This window comes from Virgibacillus sp. JSM 102003, from assembly GCF_041949995.1.
Lineage (GTDB): Bacteria > Bacillota > Bacilli > Bacillales > Amphibacillaceae > Lentibacillus.
Map to the genome: position 1 here is coordinate 77,098 of NZ_JBHFQH010000002.1, position 18,711 is coordinate 95,808.

The 18,711-nt window shown below is 34.6% G+C and carries 24 protein-coding genes; 23 read left to right on the top strand and 1 reads right to left on the bottom strand.

From position 1 onward, the window contains the following. Positions 1 to 45 precede the first annotated feature (45 nt). The 8 genes from ACE1TG_RS02775 to ACE1TG_RS02810 all read left to right on the top strand — a co-directional run bounded on the left by ACE1TG_RS02775 (position 46) and on the right by ACE1TG_RS02810 (position 7,860). Positions 46 to 294 (top strand): PIG-L deacetylase family protein, encoded by a 249-nt coding sequence (locus ACE1TG_RS02775; RefSeq protein ID WP_375050833.1) that lies wholly within the window; start codon positions 46 to 48, stop codon positions 292 to 294. Continuing rightward, positions 266 to 703, top strand: coding sequence for a PIG-L deacetylase family protein (locus ACE1TG_RS02780; RefSeq protein WP_375050834.1), 438 nt, complete (start codon positions 266 to 268; stop codon positions 701 to 703). Before ACE1TG_RS02775 ends, ACE1TG_RS02780 begins: the two co-directional genes overlap by 29 nt. Positions 704 to 795: 92 nt before the next feature. Next, the gene (locus ACE1TG_RS02785; protein WP_375050835.1) at positions 796 to 1,176 is read left to right on the top strand and encodes a hypothetical protein; all 381 of its coding nucleotides are present in this window, start codon (positions 796 to 798) and stop codon (positions 1,174 to 1,176) included. 11 nt (positions 1,177 to 1,187) lie between these two features. Beyond that, positions 1,188 to 1,346 (top strand): hypothetical protein, encoded by a 159-nt coding sequence (locus ACE1TG_RS02790; RefSeq protein ID WP_375050836.1) that lies wholly within the window; start codon positions 1,188 to 1,190, stop codon positions 1,344 to 1,346. Between the two features lie 78 nt (positions 1,347 to 1,424). Beyond that, complete coding sequence (locus ACE1TG_RS02795; protein WP_375050837.1) at positions 1,425 to 1,895, top strand: NUDIX hydrolase; 471 nt, start codon at positions 1,425 to 1,427, stop codon at positions 1,893 to 1,895. Between the two features lie 286 nt (positions 1,896 to 2,181). Continuing rightward, positions 2,182 to 3,666: a type I restriction-modification system subunit M gene (locus tag ACE1TG_RS02800; protein ID WP_375050838.1), complete on the top strand. Its 1,485-nt coding sequence runs from the start codon at positions 2,182 to 2,184 to the stop codon at positions 3,664 to 3,666. Further along, on the top strand, positions 3,659 to 4,915 hold the full coding sequence (locus ACE1TG_RS02805; protein WP_375050839.1) for a restriction endonuclease subunit S: 1,257 nt from the start codon (positions 3,659 to 3,661) through the stop codon (positions 4,913 to 4,915). The genes ACE1TG_RS02800 and ACE1TG_RS02805 overlap by 8 nt, the downstream gene beginning before the upstream one ends. Further along, positions 4,912 to 7,860, top strand: a complete 2,949-nt coding sequence (locus ACE1TG_RS02810; protein ID WP_375050840.1) for a type I restriction endonuclease subunit R — start codon at positions 4,912 to 4,914, stop codon at positions 7,858 to 7,860. Before ACE1TG_RS02805 ends, ACE1TG_RS02810 begins: the two co-directional genes overlap by 4 nt. 473 nt (positions 7,861 to 8,333) lie before the next feature. Here the strand turns inward: ACE1TG_RS02810 and ACE1TG_RS02815 are convergent, their stop codons facing one another. Further along, positions 8,334 to 8,435, bottom strand: a complete 102-nt coding sequence (locus tag ACE1TG_RS02815) for a YjcZ family sporulation protein (protein WP_375050841.1) — start codon at positions 8,433 to 8,435, stop codon at positions 8,334 to 8,336. 528 nt (positions 8,436 to 8,963) lie between these two features. Between ACE1TG_RS02815 and ACE1TG_RS02820 the strand changes: the two genes are divergently transcribed. From ACE1TG_RS02820 to ACE1TG_RS02890, 15 genes are all read left to right on the top strand, one after another. Continuing rightward, positions 8,964 to 9,458, top strand: a complete 495-nt coding sequence (locus tag ACE1TG_RS02820; RefSeq protein WP_375050842.1) for a hypothetical protein — start codon at positions 8,964 to 8,966, stop codon at positions 9,456 to 9,458. 623 nt (positions 9,459 to 10,081) lie between these two features. After that, positions 10,082 to 10,264 carry a hypothetical protein gene (locus ACE1TG_RS02825; RefSeq protein WP_375050843.1) on the top strand — a complete coding sequence of 61 codons (183 nt, stop codon included), beginning with the start codon at positions 10,082 to 10,084 and terminating at the stop codon, positions 10,262 to 10,264. A gap of 135 nt (positions 10,265 to 10,399) precedes the next feature. Continuing rightward, a complete protein-coding gene (locus ACE1TG_RS02830; RefSeq protein ID WP_375050844.1) occupies positions 10,400 to 10,900 on the top strand; it encodes a GNAT family N-acetyltransferase in 501 nt (166 codons plus the stop codon). A gap of 227 nt (positions 10,901 to 11,127) precedes the next feature. Beyond that, a complete protein-coding gene (locus ACE1TG_RS02835) occupies positions 11,128 to 11,538 on the top strand; it encodes a GNAT family N-acetyltransferase (RefSeq protein ID WP_375050845.1) in 411 nt (136 codons plus the stop codon). Between the two features lie 144 nt (positions 11,539 to 11,682). After that, entirely contained in the window at positions 11,683 to 12,258 is a 576-nt protein-coding gene (locus ACE1TG_RS02840) for a histidine phosphatase family protein (protein WP_375050846.1), read from the top strand. 331 nt (positions 12,259 to 12,589) lie between these two features. Continuing rightward, the gene (locus ACE1TG_RS02845) at positions 12,590 to 12,946 is read left to right on the top strand and encodes a ribonuclease FAU-1 family protein (protein WP_375050847.1); all 357 of its coding nucleotides are present in this window, start codon (positions 12,590 to 12,592) and stop codon (positions 12,944 to 12,946) included. A 78-nt stretch (positions 12,947 to 13,024) separates the two neighbouring features. Next, positions 13,025 to 13,423, top strand: coding sequence for an ester cyclase (locus ACE1TG_RS02850; protein ID WP_375050848.1), 399 nt, complete (start codon positions 13,025 to 13,027; stop codon positions 13,421 to 13,423). Positions 13,424 to 13,797: 374 nt separating this feature from the next. Beyond that, the gene (locus ACE1TG_RS02855) at positions 13,798 to 14,124 is read left to right on the top strand and encodes a hypothetical protein (RefSeq protein ID WP_375050849.1); all 327 of its coding nucleotides are present in this window, start codon (positions 13,798 to 13,800) and stop codon (positions 14,122 to 14,124) included. 124 nt (positions 14,125 to 14,248) lie between these two features. Then, positions 14,249 to 14,524, top strand: coding sequence for a DUF4306 domain-containing protein (locus tag ACE1TG_RS02860; protein WP_375050850.1), 276 nt, complete (start codon positions 14,249 to 14,251; stop codon positions 14,522 to 14,524). A gap of 105 nt (positions 14,525 to 14,629) precedes the next feature. Further along, the gene (locus ACE1TG_RS02865; protein WP_375050851.1) at positions 14,630 to 15,175 is read left to right on the top strand and encodes a nucleotidyltransferase domain-containing protein; all 546 of its coding nucleotides are present in this window, start codon (positions 14,630 to 14,632) and stop codon (positions 15,173 to 15,175) included. A gap of 152 nt (positions 15,176 to 15,327) precedes the next feature. Further along, on the top strand, positions 15,328 to 15,615 hold the full coding sequence (locus tag ACE1TG_RS02870) for a hypothetical protein (protein WP_375050852.1): 288 nt from the start codon (positions 15,328 to 15,330) through the stop codon (positions 15,613 to 15,615). Positions 15,616 to 15,872: 257 nt separating this feature from the next. Continuing rightward, the gene (locus tag ACE1TG_RS02875) at positions 15,873 to 16,328 is read left to right on the top strand and encodes an RNA polymerase sigma factor (protein WP_375050853.1); all 456 of its coding nucleotides are present in this window, start codon (positions 15,873 to 15,875) and stop codon (positions 16,326 to 16,328) included. A gap of 190 nt (positions 16,329 to 16,518) precedes the next feature. Then, positions 16,519 to 17,220: an anti sigma factor C-terminal domain-containing protein gene (locus tag ACE1TG_RS02880; protein WP_375050854.1), complete on the top strand. Its 702-nt coding sequence runs from the start codon at positions 16,519 to 16,521 to the stop codon at positions 17,218 to 17,220. 269 nt (positions 17,221 to 17,489) lie between these two features. Further along, positions 17,490 to 17,936 (top strand): hypothetical protein, encoded by a 447-nt coding sequence (locus ACE1TG_RS02885; RefSeq protein WP_375050855.1) that lies wholly within the window; start codon positions 17,490 to 17,492, stop codon positions 17,934 to 17,936. 63 nt (positions 17,937 to 17,999) lie between these two features. Next, positions 18,000 to 18,593: a kinase gene (locus ACE1TG_RS02890; RefSeq protein WP_375050856.1), complete on the top strand. Its 594-nt coding sequence runs from the start codon at positions 18,000 to 18,002 to the stop codon at positions 18,591 to 18,593. Positions 18,594 to 18,711: the final 118 nt, after the last annotated feature.

Below are 18,711 nucleotides of genomic sequence, written 5' to 3' on the forward strand. Positions count from 1 at the left end.
ATATAAATCGAAGACTGATGAGAAATTATTGTTCTCTACTATACTATGAAATATCATATTAATCTAAGTGAGGTAAAAACGATGATACCATTTAAGATTCCAAATCCGTTTAATATGAAGCGGACGCTATTTATTCAACCGCACCCCGATGACAATGATATTGGTGCTGGTGCGACAATTGCAAAACTAGTGGATAAAGGGGTGGAAGTTCACTATCTTACGGTAACTGATGGCGGTTCTGGAAGTACTGATAAAACTTTATTTAGTGGGTGTAATTCGGAAGGTGCGTCCTGATATTATTTTTACAGTTGATCCTTGGCTATATTATGAAACACATATTGACCACGTTATTACGGGAAAAGTAGCTTCTTTTGCAGCGCGATCAAGTGGTAACTTTCGATTTTATCCAGAGCAACTTGAAGGAGGGATAGAACCGCATCGAGTTCAAGCAATAGGCTATTATACTACTTATCATCCCAATTCGTTTATTAATGTAGATGGATTTTGGGTGGACAAAATTAAGGCAATTCAAGCACATAATAGTCAGTTTTCTGGTGAACACCTTTCATTTGTAACTAACTACTTTACAAAAAAAGCGATGCAAATAGCAGATAAGACAGATGAAGAATGTACATATGCAGAGTCTTTTAAAATTCTACCCCTGGTGTTCCTTCACAGTAATGTAGATGCTATTGATATGTAGAAGATTAGGATAAATATTAATTGTGCTATGGATACAAATAAAAGGAGTTTTGGAAAATGAAGAAAAATAGAAATCTGATTGGGATGTGTTAGTTGGCTTTTTCGTTAATTATTCTTGCTGCTTGCGGAAGTTCATCTGATGATAGTTCCTCAACAAATGAAAGTCAGTCACAAACCAATAATAAGTCGGAAAACATAACTAAGGAAGAAAGCAAGTCTTCAGCAAGCAATTTACAAGATGGGACTAAAAAGGGCAACGAGTCTGAAGACAATGATTCATCAAGCGATTCGCAAGATAGTAATTTATCTAGTTCCTCTGTGGATGGTACTATCAACAATGATGAAATTAACAATAACCCAAAACAAGAAACAAAATCAACATCTGAAACTACAGATACAAACCAGGTTCAAATTTCGAGCGGCAAGGCGGCTGTTAATTATTTCAAATCGAAGCTGGAAATAATGATGATATAGCTTTTGGCGATATGGGTGGGCAATTGAAAACAGACAAGAAAGGTTCGTATTATACTGTTAAACTTGTTTCCAAATCTACGCAGAATAACGGTGGTTCAGGAACTGTAAATATTTATAAAGTTTATCAAGACGGTACATACAAGTCAAAATATAAAAAACTAGGATCATAAGGTAGAATTGTTGTGCAAACGAGCGCTAATCATTAATAAAATTAATCTTAATTAGAGTAAAGAAATCGGGAGCTATTTATGACTAATAATAAAGATTACATTCATTATATTCGGGAAAAAGCTGGGCATGATTTAATATTTCTTAATTTTGCTGGAGGTATTGTGTACAACGAACGAAATGAAATACTTTTGCAAAAGCGTGGAGATAGCAATGAGTGGGGACTTCCGGGTGGTGGTATGGAACTTGGAGAATCTCTTGAAGAAACTGCAAAACGAGAAATCTTTGAGGAGACCGGATTAACTGTTGAGGTTGAACATCTAATTGGTGTCTACTCTAAATATTCAGTTGAGTATCCAAATGGGGATAAGGCTCAGACCATTACGCATTGTTTTCAATGCAAACCAATTAGCGGAAAACTTAAAGCAGATGGTAATGAGACTTTGGATTTAAAATATTTTCCTTTGGAACAGATGCCATCATTATTCACAAAGCAACACGAGGATGCTTTGGAAGATTGGCTGTCAAAAAGAAAAGGAGTCTTTAGATAGCCTTACTATGCCGCAATCGGGCGCTTTTATTGAATAATCAAGATAAAAAATAGCTTTATATACTGCGTAGTACAACGATACTATGCAATAAAAAATGATCTTCAATAATTAGACGTGATTGTTGAAGACAGATTGAGAAAAGACATACTAACTTCAGTATGCCTTTTTCTTTAGCATACACAAAAACATGCACACCTCACACCGATAACCAGCAAACATATACTCCCCCACCCCCATCTCTGTTATAATTAGTAACATAGGACTATACATATGGAGGAAAACTAAAATGAGTAAATTAACCTTGCCGCAACTTGAAGCCCATTTATGGGAATCAGCTAATATATTACGTGGGAGCATTGACTCCTCTGATTATAAAAATTACATATTTGGTTTATTATTTTTGAAACGTTTGAGCGATGATTTTGTTGAAACAGCGGAGACAATTGAACGAGAAGAAGGTGACGATTACGCATGGTATGATCGTGATGAGCACCAATTCTTTGTGCCTGATCGTGCTCGTTGGAAGCATATTCAGAGTCAGACACAAGATATCGGTAACACGATTAACAAGGCGTTTGAGGCACTAGAGGAAGAGAACACTTCACTTGAAGGTGTGCTAGCAAGTATTGACTTCAATGATAAAGAAAAACTTCCTGATAAATTATTGCTTCAGCTTGTTCAACATTTTTCTTCAATTGATCTTTCAACTGGAAACTTGTCCGAGCCTGACATGCTTGGACGTGCGTATGAATATTTAATCAAACAATTTGCAGATGATGCTGGTAAAAAGGGCGGCGAATTCTATACACCAAGCAAAGTGGTTGAATTAATTGTTAATTTGATAAAGCCAGAGGAAGGTATGCGTGTTTGTGATCCGACTGCTGGTTCTGGTGGTATGTTGATTCAATCAGTGGATTACATAAAAAGTGAAGGTGGCGATCCACGTAATCTATCGTTGCATGGACAGGAGCGTAACTTAAACACGTGGTCAATTTGTAAAATGAATCTGTTGCTGCATGGCTTAAGTGATCACCAAATTGAGCGTGGGGACACAATCCGTGAGCCGAAGCTTATTGCTGAAGATGGGGAGTTGTCTCTTTATGATCGCGTAATTGCCAATCCACCATTTTCACTGAAGAATTGGGGGCGTGAAGAAGCGGAAAGTGATGAATATGGTCGTTTTCGTTTTGGTATCCCTCCTAAAAATGCGGGAGATTATGCATTTATCCAGCACATGATTTCTACTTTGAATCATAAAGGTAAAGCAGGAGTTGTCATGCCTCATGGTGTCTTGTTCCGTGGAGGAGCTGAAGGCAAGATTCGAGAAGGATTGTTAAAAGAGAATTTAGTTGAAGCTGTTATTGGTTTACCATCAAATCTGTTTTATGGAACTGGAATTCCGGCATGTATCTTAATATTAAATAGAAATAAAGGTACTGAAAATAAAGGTAAAGTTTTTATTCTGGATGGCTCAAAGAACTATGAAGAAGGCAAAAATCAAAACCTATTAAGAACTGAAGATATTGAAAAAATCGTAGCAGCCTATGATTCATGGGAAGAACAAGAAAAATACTGCCGCGTAGTTGGTTTAGAAGAAATTAAAGAAAACGATTATAACCTAAATATAGCTCGTTATATTGATACCACAGAGGAAGAAGAACAGATTGATGTTGCTGATGCGTTATCCGAACTTCAAGAGTTAGAAAGCGAACGGGATAAAATTGAAAGTGAGATGTATGGGTATTTGAAGGAGTTGGGGTACGGTGAGTGAGTGGGAAAAAGTAAAATTAGAAGATGTTGCTGAAATCGTTGGTGGAGGCACCCCAAGTCGACAAGAAACTGGCTATTGGAATGGAAATATAAAATGGGTTACGCCAACAGATATTACCAAGAACAATAATAAGTATTTAGACAAAACTCTTAATACCATTACAGAAATTGGTCTTCAAAAGAGTGCTGCAAAACTAATAGATGTCAATAATGTGCTAATGACAACCCGAGCAACTATTGGTAAATGTGTAATAAATAGAATACCTGTGACAACTAATCAAGGATTTACTAATTTTATAAGTAAAAATGAGTTAATAGACCCTGAATTTTTATATTATACATTAGTTTTAAATGCTAAGAAATTTGAAAGTTTGGGTTCAGGTAGTACTTTTAAAGAAATTAGCAAATCAGAAATTAAAACTTTTAATATACTAATTCCATCTAATATAAAGGTGCAACAAAAAATAGTAGCAATCCTTTCTTCTGTAGATGAGGCGATAGAGAAGACAGAACAAATTATCCATCAAACAGAAAAAGTAAAGAGTGGGGTGATGCAACAACTCTTAACAAAAGGGGTAGGGCATACCCAATTTAAACACTCACCTTTAGGGGAGATACCTAGTACATGGGAAGTTCTTTCAGTAAAGGAATTTGCGAGTGTAGAATACGGGATATCTGAAGCTGTATCAAATAATTCAGACCCTAATATCGGTATCCCAATTATTACTGGTGCAAACATAACTTTAAAAGGTGAGTTAAACCTTTCTAAGAAGGTTTATATAGAGAAGAGAGCTCAGGAAAGATTTAAATTGCAAAAAGGTGATTTATTGTTCAATTGGAGGTCTGGTAGTCAACTTCACGTAGGGAAAACAGCAATTTTTAATTTAGATGAGGATTATACTTTTGCTTCATTTATTCTGCGTATAAGAGTAAACAATGATGACTGTGATTTTCAATATTACCATTACTTGTTAAATTACTTAAAATCAATTGAGTATTTTTCGAAGGATACTTCTGTTCAAGTCAACTTTAAATTAAACGCAACATCTTTTAGGGATTTATTATTAATGAAGCCTCCTTTGAGAGAGCAAAAACAAATTTCAAAAAAATTATCTTCAATTGATTATAAAATAAAAATCGAACAGCAAAAGTTATCAAAGATCTTGGAGATAAAACAAGGTCTTATGCAAGACCTCCTAACCGGTAAAGTCCGTGTTCCAATCGACAATGAAGAGGTGGTGGAAACATGAGTATTACGCAAGACTGGAATGAGAAAGGATTAGTCGAAGATAGAGTGATTGATCATCTGAAAAGTCTTGGGTATACGTATGTCCATGGAGCCTCTTTAGACGAGGAACGGGATACACAGGCGGAGATTGTGCTGCGAAAAAGACTGACGGATGCTTTAATGCGATTAAATCCATGGCTTTCTGAGAATAACCTGAACAAGGTTATTCGTTCGCTGACGCATATGGAAGCGACCAATCTGATGGAGGCGAACCAGGATTTTCATGAGCTTTTGATTAACATGATTTCCGTGCAGCAGGATCTTGGGAAAGGGCGTAAAAGCCAGACGGTTCAACTTATTGATTTTGATAATATCCAAAACAACGATTTTCTTGTAGTGGATCAGTTTTCAATAACAAATGCAGTGGGAACGATTCGCCCGGATGTGATGATTTTTGTGAATGGATTGCCTTTGGTTGTGGTTGAATGTAAGAGTCCGACATTGCCACCTGATGAACAGGTTTCGCAAGGTGTGAAACAGCTTCTTCGTTACCAGCGTGAGAATGAGCAGCTATTTAAGTATAATCAGTTTATGATTTCGACTAGTAATGATCGCGCTAGAGCTGGAACAATTGGTGCCAGGTTGCAGCATTATAGTGAATGGAAGGATCCATATCCAAGAACTGTTGCGGAAATCGGTGCTAGTCCATCATCCCAGGATATTTTGCTGACTGGGATCTTAGTGAAAGAACGTTTATTTGATATCATTCAAAATTTTATTGTCTATGAACCGGATGAGGGTAAAGTTATTAAGAAGATGACGCGTTACCAGCAGTATCGTGCAGTGAATAAAGCAATTGATCGTATATTGCATGCTGAAGATCCCAAGCATCGTGGTGGTGTGGTATGGGCAACACAAGGTTCAGGGAAAAGTCTTGCGATGGTATTTTTGGCAACAAAGTTAAGACGCATTGCTAAAATGAAAAACCCTGCGATTGTGATTGTCACCGATCGTCAGGATTTGGATCGTCAAATTACGAATACATTTAGCCTGTGTGGTTTTCCGAATCCGCAACAGGCTGAATCTGTTTCAGAACTAAAAACCCTATTACAAAGAGGTCCAGGGTCAACAGTCATGACGCTTGTACAGAAGTTCCAGGAGGCTGAGGGTGAGAAAGAATATCCGCAGCTCACTAAATCTGAGAATGTCATTGTTATGGTCGATGAAAGCCATCGTTCCCAATACAGTGAACTTGCGATGAATATGCGGTTGGCCATGCCAAATGCTACTTATATTGGATTTACCGGTACGCCAATCGATAAATCGGATAAGAGTACATTTCGAACGTTTGGAACTTATATTGATAAATATTCGATTGAACAGTCTGTGGAAGATGGGGCAACAGTACCAATTTTTTACGAAGCCCGGATGGTTGATTTACACGTTCATGGGGAATCGATTGATCAGTTATTTGACCGTTATTTCCGTGAGTATTCGGAGGAAGATCGGGAGCGAATTAGAAAGAAGTATGCAACAGAAGAAACCATTACTGCATCGCCAAAGCGGATTCGTTCGGTTGTGTTGGATATGATTGAGCACTATGAAACTCACATTGAGCCAAATGGTTTCAAGGCACAAATTGTTGCTGTATCCAGGCAAGCGGCTGTTGTTTATAAACAAATGCTGGATGAACTGAGTGATTATGAATCCAAGGTGATTATCTCCAGTGGACATAATGATGAGGAAGAGATGAAAGAGCATCATTTAGCAAAACAGGAAGAAAAGCAGGTTATTCAACGTTTTAAAAAGCCGATGAGTGAGGATTCGTTAAGCTTTTTGATCGTATGCGATAAGCTGTTAACTGGATTTGACGCACCAATTGAACAGGTAATGTATTTGGATAAGCCTTTAAAAGAGCATAATTTGCTCCAGGCAATTGCCAGAACAAACCGGACATATGATAAAAAAACGTATGGCTTAATTGTTGACTATTATGGGGTATCACGTTTCTTAGAGGAAGCATTAGGTGTTTTCCATGAGGAAGATATTAAAGGTGCATTGCGGGAAGTTGATGTGGAAATCCCACGCTTACAAACACGACACCGTAAGGCAATGCGGTTTTTTGACTATAAAAATAAAGATGATCTCGAAGCATGCTTAATGGTGCTGGCACCAGAAGACATCCGCAATGAATTTGATACAGCTTTTCAGAAGTTTTCCGAAAGCATGGATATGGTATTGCCAAATCCAAAAGCAAAGCCATATGTAGACGATTTGAAGTGGCTAGGGAAGATTCGAAAATTGGCTAAGTCAAGGTATCATGTCGAAACTGGAATGGACATCTCTGACTGTGGTGCGAAAGTAAGGGAACTGGTCGAGGAGCATGTATATGCAACAACTCCTCATGTATTGGTCGAGCCGATTGATATTTTATCGAACCGGTTTGATCAGAAGCTTGATGAGATAAAGTCACCCGAATCAAAAGCAGCTGAGATAGAGCATGCGATTAAGCATGAAATACGTGTTAAGCTGGACGAAAATCCAGTCCTCTATACATCGCTGAAAGAACGGCTAGAGGAATTAATTGAGCAGCGCAAGACACGACAACTAACCATTGAGGAATTGCTGGAAGAATACCGTGATGTCATGAATGTCATGCGCAATAATGCAGAAGAAAGTGTTGAGCATGGCTTCGAACCAAAGGAATACCCCTTTTATCAAATGCTTGAAAAGGAACTAGAAGAATTCGAACCAGAAGATGTGAAAGACCTGACGCATATCGTTACTGGTATAATCAGAGAGCATGCTGTTATCGATTGGACAGTAAAGGATGACGTCAAACGCGAAATGCGCAGGCAAATCAAGAAGAAGCTGCGAAAATATAATTGTCCCGGTGCAAAAGTAGAAGCACTTGCCATACAATTGATGGATCTTGCTGAAGTGCATTATAAACATATTGCGTATTAACAGATACCTATCTATACCTTGTATTTTGGATGTAGGAGTGAATACAGCCATATCAAATCATCTTTTTTACCATTGATTACGACAAGACTTACCACTTGTTGCAATCACATTTATCAATAAGATGATATATTAAAATAACGAAGGATAAAAAAGCCTAATTACGCTTTCTTTTTAGCGAGGAATTAGGCTTTATTTAATATTAATTTTTCTTCTCTTATAATGTGGATTAAAGGATTGAAATAATAATAACACTATGTCCTTATTAGTAGCCAAATGGAATTAATAATAGTTACCTTCCGCCTTCACTGTCTAAATCACATTTAATACAACGGGGCTAACACATATATATAGAAGTCGTCATGATTAGGACGACTTCTCATTTATATAATAAAGGTAGCTTAATGAGCGCAGGAGGATTTTGGACAAGGTTATTATATTACGTAATTAAAGAAGAAATGGATTCGGTTGTTATTTTAGTAAGAACCATAAAAAGAAGCGCCAACAATAATTAAAAGGATGAACAATACAACAATCAACACAAAAGTATCGCCATATCCAGATCCGTAACTACCCATTGCCTTTCACCCCCTTAATGAATCTAACATATTCTATTTTCATTTTTTACTTTTGGTGTGGGTGAATATAACACCTTTACAAATAAATTCTTCCCAATCGGTTTAGTAAATTGAATCAAGAATAGACTATGCCTTATCTTAAAGCATCGTACTTGTTAGTTAGCTGATAGGATACATAAAAACTCTCCCTATAATTTTTATCTCACACCATCATATTCATTAGTCAAAAACCTGTTAACTTGTCTTCCTAAAATTGTGCATTTACCTATATTGCATTAATTTCTTAATCGTATTAAATTTACTTCCTATAAAAGTACAGAACATTTATGTATTATGGGCAACCACACAGTCGAATAGATATTGACCTACATATGGTACACAAAATAAGTTTATGTGCATTGGAGGAAAACATTTGGAACTTTCAAATGGTAATAAGACTTATTCTATAAACATTATGCTCCGACGTGAAGCAAGGTGATGTGACGGGGACGTTTTTATAGATAATGTCTATTTACAGGAGGTATAAGGATGACCAAATTTTATTCTTTTCAAGGGACAGTCACCATGATTACCGATCTTATAGGGCAAAATGGGGAAGCGGATGGCTGTAAAAAGTTAATAACTGTTGAAAACGGAACAGGAGCAATAGTGAATTTCATAATTTCACCTACGACTTACTTTGTAGACCATGTAAATGTTTCAATAGGAGATAGTGTGACAGGTTATTATGACGGGAATGCACCTACACTCCTTATTTATCCTCCACAATATCAAGCACTCGTCATGGTAAAAGATAACCCAAATCAAAATATAAAAGTAGATTATTTTAATAGTCAGTTAGAGAGTAGTGATGGACAATTACGATTAAATCTATCTCCATATACCCAAATTGTTTTACAAAATGGGCAACCCTTTACAAGAGACCCTTCGAACCGAGATCTCATTGTATTTTATGGACCATCCACAAAAAGTATCCCCGCCCAAACAATACCATACAGAATTATAGTTTTGTGTTTGGGGTAATTATAGAAAATTCCTGTTTAGTATCACAATATGTTTACAAGAAAAAAATTCAAAAAGTCTGTAACAGGTTCCATTTCCTATCACAAACATTAAAAATATAATGTAAAATGACTATCAATTTTTGTATACTAGTTTGATGGTCATTTTTTATTGGTGTCAAAGTATTCTTAGTTTAATAATTATTAAAATTGTAGTGTGATTTGCAACCTATTTGTTAGATAACAATAGCTAGTGTATGTTTACATTTCAACCTACAATTTCGTATGCAAATTGGCATACATAAATTTACCAAATTGATTAGCTTCTGCTTGATTAACAAGGTATTCTGAATATTCATGTTAAGATAAATACTTAGATTGTGAAAAAATGTACTTAAAGTAACGTAGCAGGAATACTTAAGGAGGTTAACATCAGAAAGTGTAGAATATTTAATAAGAAGAGGAGGTGTTTTCTGTGAATATTAACGGTTCACTGAATAGTCCAACTAAATTGCATATAACTTTCTGAATAAAGTTAAACCCATACAACAATCATATCAAAAAACAGGTAGCATAAGTAATTGGGCTGACTATAAATCTGACACTACCTATGATGAATTTAAGAAAGCTCTTGAAAAGGCTGAAATGGTTAGTAAAGTTGATGCTAGAGATGTAGCCAAAACAGCGAAAACACATATTACGATTAACCAAAACTACTCGAGTAGTGGAAATTGGAATCAAGTGTATAATATTTTTGAAAAAGCCTATGGATTAGGGATGGTAGATAAAGAAGGAAGATTATTAAACAGATACAATAACTCTATTTGAAAATAAAGGTAAGATGAAATGTTGAACTTAAATTAACGGGTGCTAATCTTCAATAAGGAATTGAACTGCTTGTTCCACTAACGCAGCAGGATTGTTTAATATTTAGTTACTTCAAAAGGAATTAAAGGAGAAAATATGATAAAAATTATGAAGGCTAATAAAAGCCACGTTGAAGGAATTTCAAGCGTATGTATTAGGGGATATTGGGCGACATACGGGGAAAGTCACTCAAAAGAATGGATTGAAAGAGTGATAAAAGATTTTTATAATCACGAGAGAATACTAAGAGAAGTAACAGAATTTAATCGTGATTGGGGTGGATATTTTGTTGCCGTTGAGAACGGAAAAGTAGTTGGTGCGGCAGGCGGAGGAATGATTGATGAAGAGGTCGGAGAATTATTCGTTATATACATTGACCCTGCAAGAAGAAATGAAGGGATTGGCTCTAAATTATTGGATGCTTTTACGAAACAACAGAAAGAAGAATATGGAGCCAAAGAGCAATGGGTGTCTGTTCAAAAAGGAAATATGAAAGGAATTCCATTTTATGAAGCCAAAGGTTTCAAACTTCAATATGAAAGAGTTCCAGAAGAAAATCCAACGTATATTAAATTAAGACATTCCAGAAAGATATGAAGTCATTTTTTATTCAAAAAGGGTGAGTAGGAATAGATTCTTTCTTATTGAATGCGTGGTAGAAAACACAATTCACTAATCTAATTCCTTCAATATTAAATATACTACAATTATTGAAAAGGTATATATATCATAGAAATTACCTTCGAGCATAATAGGGACTATAGAAATAATTAGAGTTAATATTAACCTTTCTCCATTAAAATATAAACTTTAGGAGACTAATTATGAATATTCAATACAAAGAAAACGGTCCATTTAAGGAATATGACATGCAAACACTATATGGGGATGTTAAATGGTCAGCGTATACTAATGATATGCCGAGATTGTTAAAGGCAATTGAAAACTCTTTATCAGTTGTAACAGCTTGGGATAATGAAAAATTAGTAGGACTTATTAGAGTAGTTGGTGACGGTTTAACAATTATTTATATTCAAGATATTTTAGTTTTACAAAGTTACCAAAATGAAGGAATTGGTTCTGAATTACTGAAGAGAATTCTTTCTAAATATGAAGATGTTCGTCAAAAGGTTTTACTTACAAATGATGCACCTGATGTTCGTGCTTTTTACGAAAAAAATGGCTTTCTTTCTTGTGATGATGGAGACTTAGTTTCTTTTACAAAGATAGACTAAAATTTATAAGAAAATGTTTTCTTATTGTGCTAACTGGTGCTTTAGCTGAACAAGGAGCTGTCGACTTGGCAGCTCCTGATGCTTATTGAAGTAACGCAGCAGGATTGTTGAATAAGAGTTACTTTTTTTGAAGGAGGAGCTTTGATGGATCTAGTCTTTATAAGACACGGACAAGGGGAACACACCTTAGATTTACCTGAAAGTCTACATACTTTAGACCCTGCATTAACAAAGGAAGGAGTAAATCAAGCCAAGACACTAAAAAAACAGTTTCCTTTATCGCAATCAGATGTAATTATAATTAGTCCAATTAGAAGAACCTTACAGACTGCACAAATTTGGAGTGAAGGTATAAAGTGTCGGAAAATAGTAAGCCCACTAATATCTCCAAGAATGTTTCCTCAAAATCCAGAATGGCAGACACTACCTTGTGATGAAATTCTAACAAAAGAAATAATAAAAGAAGATTTTACTGATTTTTACATCGAAGAAGAACTATCAAATGAATGGTGGTCAAAAGGGATAAATAAGTTACCTGAAAAAGATTTTAAATTTGTAGCAGAAGAATTTTTAAAATGGTGTAAGCAAATTGGAAATAAAAGAATATACATAGTTTCTCACGATGGAACGATAACCTCGTATAGTCAGCTTATTACTGGTAGAGAACTCACCAGAAATGATTTCCCAAAAGAAACTGGGTTTTTAAAAGTTATTTGTTAAATTTAAACTGGCAATAAATGAATTGGAATATGAAATGTGAACTATTGCACCTAAAGTAGAGGGGGCATTTCTTTAATAGCAAAAACTAAATAAAAACGCTATTTCACTAACGTAGCAGGATTGTTAAACAAGGGAGGGAGAAGGGCTGTTAAAAAGAAAGTACGGTAACCATAACGGATGGAAACGTGTTAGTAAAAAGAGGTATTCACAAGAATTTTTTTATTCAAATGAATTTAAAGGATATGTAACCTTAAACCATATAATTGAGGTTAACGAGCCATTAATAAAAAGGTATGGCAACAAAGACGTTACCATTGTTGATAATGATTATATGTGGCTTCACCAATTTCCTTTAGAAGCACATCATTCAGTTACATCAATGTTCAATTCTAATGGAGAAATTGTTCAGTGGTATATTGATATTTGTCTTCGAAACGGAGTCGAAGAAAATGTGCCTTGGATGGATGACCTATTTTTGGATATTGTGGTTCTGCCCTCAGGGGAGATAATACAGCTCGATACTGATGAACTTGAGAAGGCTTTTGTAGATGGTGTGGTAACAAAATATCAATATGATTTAGCTTGGAAAGAAGTAAATAAACTAACTAAACAAATAAAAAATAATAATTTTATCCTAATGAATTTAACAAACAAACATAAACAGCTTCTAGTCGAAAAATTGAGTTAATCTTATTGTGCTAACACAGCAGGATAGTTTAATACTACATAATTATTATACAGAAATAATGGAATGGGAGGAGATTGGATGAACAAGAAACGAGTTGTTGAGAGATGGTTTAATGACATTTTCACGAAAGGTGATGTCACTGCACTAAAAGAGATTACTGCACCTAATTTTGTAAGTCATGTTCCGAATCACGACTTCAATGGTCATGATGAGTTTATTAATGATTTTATGAATTGGTTTAGAACAGTTTTTACTGATGATATTTGGAGTATTGAGGATTATTTAGAACTTGAAGATAAAGTAACTGTAAGATATACAGGACATATGACCTATAAAGGTGGCTGGGAAGATATACCGTCTTCTGACCAACGTGTAAAAGAAACAGGTATTATGATAATTAGATTTGAGAACAGTTTAATTAAAGAAATGTGGTGTGAAATGAGTGACCTTGATGTTATGAATCAATTAAAACAATAAAAATGTTAATGGGATGTCAAATATTCTTATTAAACTATTGGGTGCTTTACTTTAATAAGACGAATGCCCCCTTGTTCCACTAACACAGCAGGATTGTTTAAGAAGGAATTTTCCAATAAGATAAAGAAATTATAGTTACAAGTAGATAATTAAATATTAAAGATTATGGGGGGGGTCCAATGAAGCGTCTTCTTTTAGGTATATTAGTGATAATGATTGTACTTTTGGTTTTGTACTTCTTTACTACTTCTGGAGTATAATTTATATTACTCTATTCCATTAACTGGTGCTTTCCTTGAATAAGGAATTGTTCTCCTTGTTCAACTATAGCAGCAGGATAGTTTAACAAAGAATTAAAATCTAGGGGGATTTTATTGCCATTAGAAGAAGGAGTTATGGGTCTGTTGATTGGTGGATTTGCGATTATTATGGGGATTACTATTTTAGTTATTGTATTACTTTGGGTAAAAAATAAAAATAATAGAGTGGGATACATCTCGACTTTACTGCATTTACTGTTAGTCTCTGTTGCAGTGAATTTTGCACTAAAGGCAATTGCTTTCGACTACAATCATGCAATGGCTTCAGAAGAAATTTCCTTCCAAATAGGTATTGCTGGAGTTGTTTGGGCATTGAGTATGATTTGCTTAGTAATAGCATTATTTAGTTTTTCACAGGAGAGAAAGAATGGTGTTTCCTAAACAAACGGGTGCTTTAGCTGAACAAGGAGTTGTCGACTTGGCAGCTCCTATTGCTTATTGAAGTCAAGCAGCAGAATTGTTTAAGTAGGCTCTTTGATATGAGACTAAATTAGGGGTTGGGAAATTGAGAAAACGAATTTATTTTATATTACTGATATTCGGGATTATCTTGTTTTCAGTTTCATACGTAGCTTCAGGAATCGTTGGAAGTTATATCATTACAGAGGAAAATATGGAAGAACATTTTGTATTCACAGATACACCAGCAAGCAATTCTGAGGTATCCGATATTGACAAGTTTCTATATTCTTTTGAAGTATCAATTTACCCTTATGTGGCAGTTTTTTCATTAGTATTTATTATTATAATTACTTTGGTATTTTTAAAAAGGAAAAGATGAACTAACGGGATCTTTCCTTAAATAAGGAAATTGCACTCCTTGTTCAACTATAGCAGCAGGTTACTTGAGTAAACATTAATAACCATGAATGTCAGGAGAGTTAATATGCTAAAAACGTTATCTTTTATCGGCGACAGATTGAGTAACAAGAATATAACTTGGGGAGTTGGTGGTTCACTTCTACTTAGTTTTTATAAAATAATTGATAAACCTAATGATATAGATATTTTGGTAGATGAGACAAATGCCACCAAATTAAACGAAATAATGTCATCCATTGGGAAACCGAAAGAAGCATTAAGTTCTACCCCTTTTCGTACAATGAATTTCTCTAAATATAGAATAAATGGTACTGATATTGATGTCATGGGTGGATTTGCAATACAACATCAAGAAGGGATTTATAAAATATCACTGCAACAGGAATCCATTGTAACTCACAAAAAAATAAATGGAGTGGACATCCCTTTATGTTCACTCGAAGATTGGTATATCCTATATTGGTTAATTCCAAACAAACAAGAAAAAGCATTGCTTATTGAAAGCTATTTAAGAACTAATGGAGTAGCATATCCACAATTGTTAGAAGAAGCACTGAAACAGTCTTTACCGCTTGAAGTGAAAGAAAGAGTAGAAAGTTTATTAAACTAACGGGTGCTTTAGTTGAACAAGAAATTGTCGATTTGGCAGCTCCTATTGCTTATTGAAGTAACGCAGCAGCTTAGTTGGTGAAGTAAGTATCACTTCTTAATACATAGTAGACTGATTACACGATATAAATAAAAATAAATGGAGATATAGTTATGTGGGTAATATTAGGGGTTATTGCAATAGTATTAACGGTTATAAATCTTTCTTTGTATGCGACAGGAAAGGATTATAAGCTTGCTATGGCGATGGCATTATCATTTACAGCATTAACAATTTGTGCAGATTACAGTTATCTAACTCGGTGGGTAAAAGTGGAAGATTGGGTGGCTTTATCGGATGTAATACCTGGTATGGCAAGGGCATTTTGGTTTTTGACAATTGTTTCTATCTTGCTAAATATAGCACCTATATTTTTAGAACGAAAAGGTAAGAAAGAATGACTTTTGCAATTATTGAGTAAGTCTTTACGCATAACTAACGGGTGCGATTGTTGAACTAGAGGCAGTCGCTTTCTTATTTAAGTATCTGCATCTTTCTGACGGATGCAGTCTTTTTATTATAAGTCTTGAAAATTAATGAATAAGTTTTCACTTTAACCCTGTAAACTTTTTCTTTGCTCAAACGTCTTCTAAACATAGGGGGAGGGACAATGGAAGACCAAAACAAAAATGAGTAACTAAATAATGAACTAAATATTGTGTTTCGGTACTTAGTAAAAAAAGGTGTTTCGCACTCGGATGCTGAAGATGCGGTACAAGAAACAGCATATAAATACCTTAGATTTTCAGATTCCATTCGTTCCTCTAAAGTACGAAGCTGGTTGGTTCGGGTGGCATTGAATTATTATTATGATCAATGTCGGAAAAATAAAAAATACATATTAAATTTAGAGGGAAATATGGAAGAAAATAAAGCAGATGAACTGCCAGAATTGATTATTCTAGCAAAAGAGCGTAGGGAAGAACTTTATAGGTTGCTTTCTAAGCTGAAACCACAATTTATGGAGCTTCTTCTACTAAAATACGAATCCGAGCTATCGTATGAAGAAATTTCTAAACTACTAGGCATTAGCAACAGTTCTGTAAAGACGAATATGTTTCGAGCTAGAAAGAAGTTAGTCAAGCTATATGAGGAGGGAAATGATGGACGATAAAAAAAATTCCAATCAGAACTCGGAAATTGATTTCACAAGCGATCCTTCTTTTCAAAAATCTATTAAGAAAACAAAGTGGAAACAGATCATGTTATATATCGTTATCTCGATTATCACGTTGGTTGTATGTAGTGTATTGGTTTATAGTGCCAGTGAGTATCTCACTAATAGAAAAATCCAAAAATAAGATGTGCAGCAGCCAAATATATTTGCCGAGGGTTATCAGCAAGGAGCAGAAATCACCAGTGTCACAATGTATCATCATAATTTATTCAGTGTAGTTGGCAAAACAACATACTATAAAACAATTGGTAACAGGAGAATAGTTTGGGATACTGTGTCGAAAAAATATCCTGCTATAGGCAATGTCGAAGTAATTGATCGTGGCAGTGGAATGAGCAAAATGACTAAATTCAACAAGGAAGCAAATAGAGTTGTTCGGTATAATAAGGTTAATAATGAGCGAATGATTGACTTCTATTACCCTAATTTAAGATATGACTCTTTGCCCCAGGAACTGAAAATAGCCACCGGTTTAGATGAAAACACATTGGTTGAAGTGGCGCTTTCTTTTAATGAACCGAAAACACTGGAAGAATTAGGTGAAACGCTGGGCTATAAAAATGTAACTTGGCTTTGGCTTGATAAAGCAACTGAAAAGAAACTCGAACGATTAGAAGAAAAATGGGATGATGATACATGGAAAGTAAAACACGGGGAAGATGCTTATGGATTTCCTGTTTCGGAAGAACACCCATACACTGAAAATGCAACAGACGATACAACTATTAATGGAGCAGTAGTAAGTGGAACGCCAAAGGAATTAAAAAGGTTTCAAAATCTGGAACTTGTTAGGACTTCTGTTATAGGTGTAACGATTGATAAATATTAGGATATGTAAACCAAAAAAGATCAAACGATTGTGAAAGAGTGTACTTAAACAAACGTGTGCATTTCTTCAATAAGGAAAAGGCATATCTTGTTCAACTATTGCAGCAGGTTAGTAAAAGAGTGCGGTCCAATTATCTTTTCTACGTTTAATAAGAGCATTATCTAAAGGATGGGGTTTGTCAAAGACAGATGGTTAATTCGGTTATAAATTAGAAAAATCCCGAAACAGAAAAACAAGTTAATTCAGGAGGGTGAAATATCGGTGAGAAGATGGGAAAATTTATATATATATTAATATTTGTACTATTTTGTAGTGGTTGTGGTTTTGAGGAGTCAAGACTAATTCCAAAAAATGACTATGCTCAATTATTTGTGCAGAAAAAACTGGATGGGGATGTTGAATATAAAAAAGTCTGGGATAAAAAGAAGATAAACAAAATCATAGATCTACTGAATTCTGTTTCAGTAGAAACCCCTGGAAATCAACAGACAAAAGAAATTAGATCGAAGGTAAATGGGAAAGGTGCATATATATTATCATTCTTAACTCAAAAGGATTTAGACAATAGAACGACAAAATCAATTTTTTATTTAGCATTATTAGAGAATGGTCGTATTGTTTATTCCAATCACAATGATCGTGAAATGATAATTCAATTGGTGTCCGTAAAAAAGAAAACTAAATTAGTTAAAAAAATTATCGAAAAAATTTACTAATCTTCAGTTATGTATCCAAACTTATTAGATTGTTATTATATGGAAAATTAGGGTGGGAATGGTTTGGAAGATAAAATAACAAATGCATTAAAAAAAATTCCAAAAGTGGAACAAGGTCAAAAGGTTGTTCTCGGAATAGATGGATTAAGTCGTTCTGGTAAAACAACATTAGTAAGAAACATCGAACAGCATATTCAAGAAGAAAATATTTTTACTTGTGTTTTGCATATAGACGATTACATTGTAGAAAGAGAAAGACGTTATAACACTGGTAATGAAGAATGGTATGAGTATTACAATTTGCAATGGGATGTAGAATGGCTAAAAGAAAATTTGTTTAAAAAACTAAAAGAATCTAATGAACTACAATTATTAACTTATGACAATAGTACCGATTCACAAAAATTCCAGACTGTCAAAACACCTAATACTTGTCTAATTATAATCGAAGGAGTATTTTTACAAAGAGAAGAGTGGAGAAGTCACTTTGATTTTATGATTTTTCTGGATTGTGTAAGAGATGAGAGATTCAATCGTGAAAGTGCAGAAACACAAACTAACATTGAGAAATTTGAAAAGAGATACTGGAAAGCAGAAAATTATTATTTGGAAACAGTTTCACCAATTGAACAAGCCGATTTAGTTATTCAGAATTAAAATATACATTAAAATGCTTGAGAAGGCTTACACTTAAACTATAGGGTGCAATTGTTTAATAAGGTTAATTTATTTAATATTGAAACAATAAGGGAAATCTTTTCGTATCTACAAGTAG

Excerpts from the sequence above, each read along its gene's own strand:
- ACE1TG_RS02835 (WP_375050845.1), top strand. The coding sequence starts at position 11,128 with ATGAATATTCAATACAAAGAAAACGGTCCATTTAAGGAATATGACATG.
- ACE1TG_RS02775 (WP_375050833.1), top strand. The coding sequence starts at position 46 with ATGAAATATCATATTAATCTAAGTGAGGTAAAAACGATGATACCATTT.
- ACE1TG_RS02865 (WP_375050851.1), top strand. The coding sequence starts at position 14,630 with ATGCTAAAAACGTTATCTTTTATCGGCGACAGATTGAGTAACAAGAAT.
- ACE1TG_RS02845 (WP_375050847.1), top strand. The coding sequence starts at position 12,590 with ATGTGGCTTCACCAATTTCCTTTAGAAGCACATCATTCAGTTACATCA.
- ACE1TG_RS02850 (WP_375050848.1), top strand. The coding sequence starts at position 13,025 with ATGAACAAGAAACGAGTTGTTGAGAGATGGTTTAATGACATTTTCACG.
- ACE1TG_RS02815 (WP_375050841.1), bottom strand. The coding sequence starts at position 8,435 with ATGGGTAGTTACGGATCTGGATATGGCGATACTTTTGTGTTGATTGTT.
- ACE1TG_RS02825 (WP_375050843.1), top strand. The coding sequence starts at position 10,082 with ATGGTTAGTAAAGTTGATGCTAGAGATGTAGCCAAAACAGCGAAAACA.
- ACE1TG_RS02810 (WP_375050840.1), top strand. The coding sequence starts at position 4,912 with ATGAGTATTACGCAAGACTGGAATGAGAAAGGATTAGTCGAAGATAGA.
- ACE1TG_RS02830 (WP_375050844.1), top strand. The coding sequence starts at position 10,400 with ATGATAAAAATTATGAAGGCTAATAAAAGCCACGTTGAAGGAATTTCA.
- ACE1TG_RS02800 (WP_375050838.1), top strand. The coding sequence starts at position 2,182 with ATGAGTAAATTAACCTTGCCGCAACTTGAAGCCCATTTATGGGAATCA.
- ACE1TG_RS02790 (WP_375050836.1), top strand. The coding sequence starts at position 1,188 with ATGGGTGGGCAATTGAAAACAGACAAGAAAGGTTCGTATTATACTGTT.
- ACE1TG_RS02885 (WP_375050855.1), top strand. The coding sequence starts at position 17,490 with ATGGGAAAATTTATATATATATTAATATTTGTACTATTTTGTAGTGGT.
- ACE1TG_RS02820 (WP_375050842.1), top strand. The coding sequence starts at position 8,964 with ATGACCAAATTTTATTCTTTTCAAGGGACAGTCACCATGATTACCGAT.
- ACE1TG_RS02795 (WP_375050837.1), top strand. The coding sequence starts at position 1,425 with ATGACTAATAATAAAGATTACATTCATTATATTCGGGAAAAAGCTGGG.
- ACE1TG_RS02870 (WP_375050852.1), top strand. The coding sequence starts at position 15,328 with ATGTGGGTAATATTAGGGGTTATTGCAATAGTATTAACGGTTATAAAT.
- ACE1TG_RS02840 (WP_375050846.1), top strand. The coding sequence starts at position 11,683 with ATGGATCTAGTCTTTATAAGACACGGACAAGGGGAACACACCTTAGAT.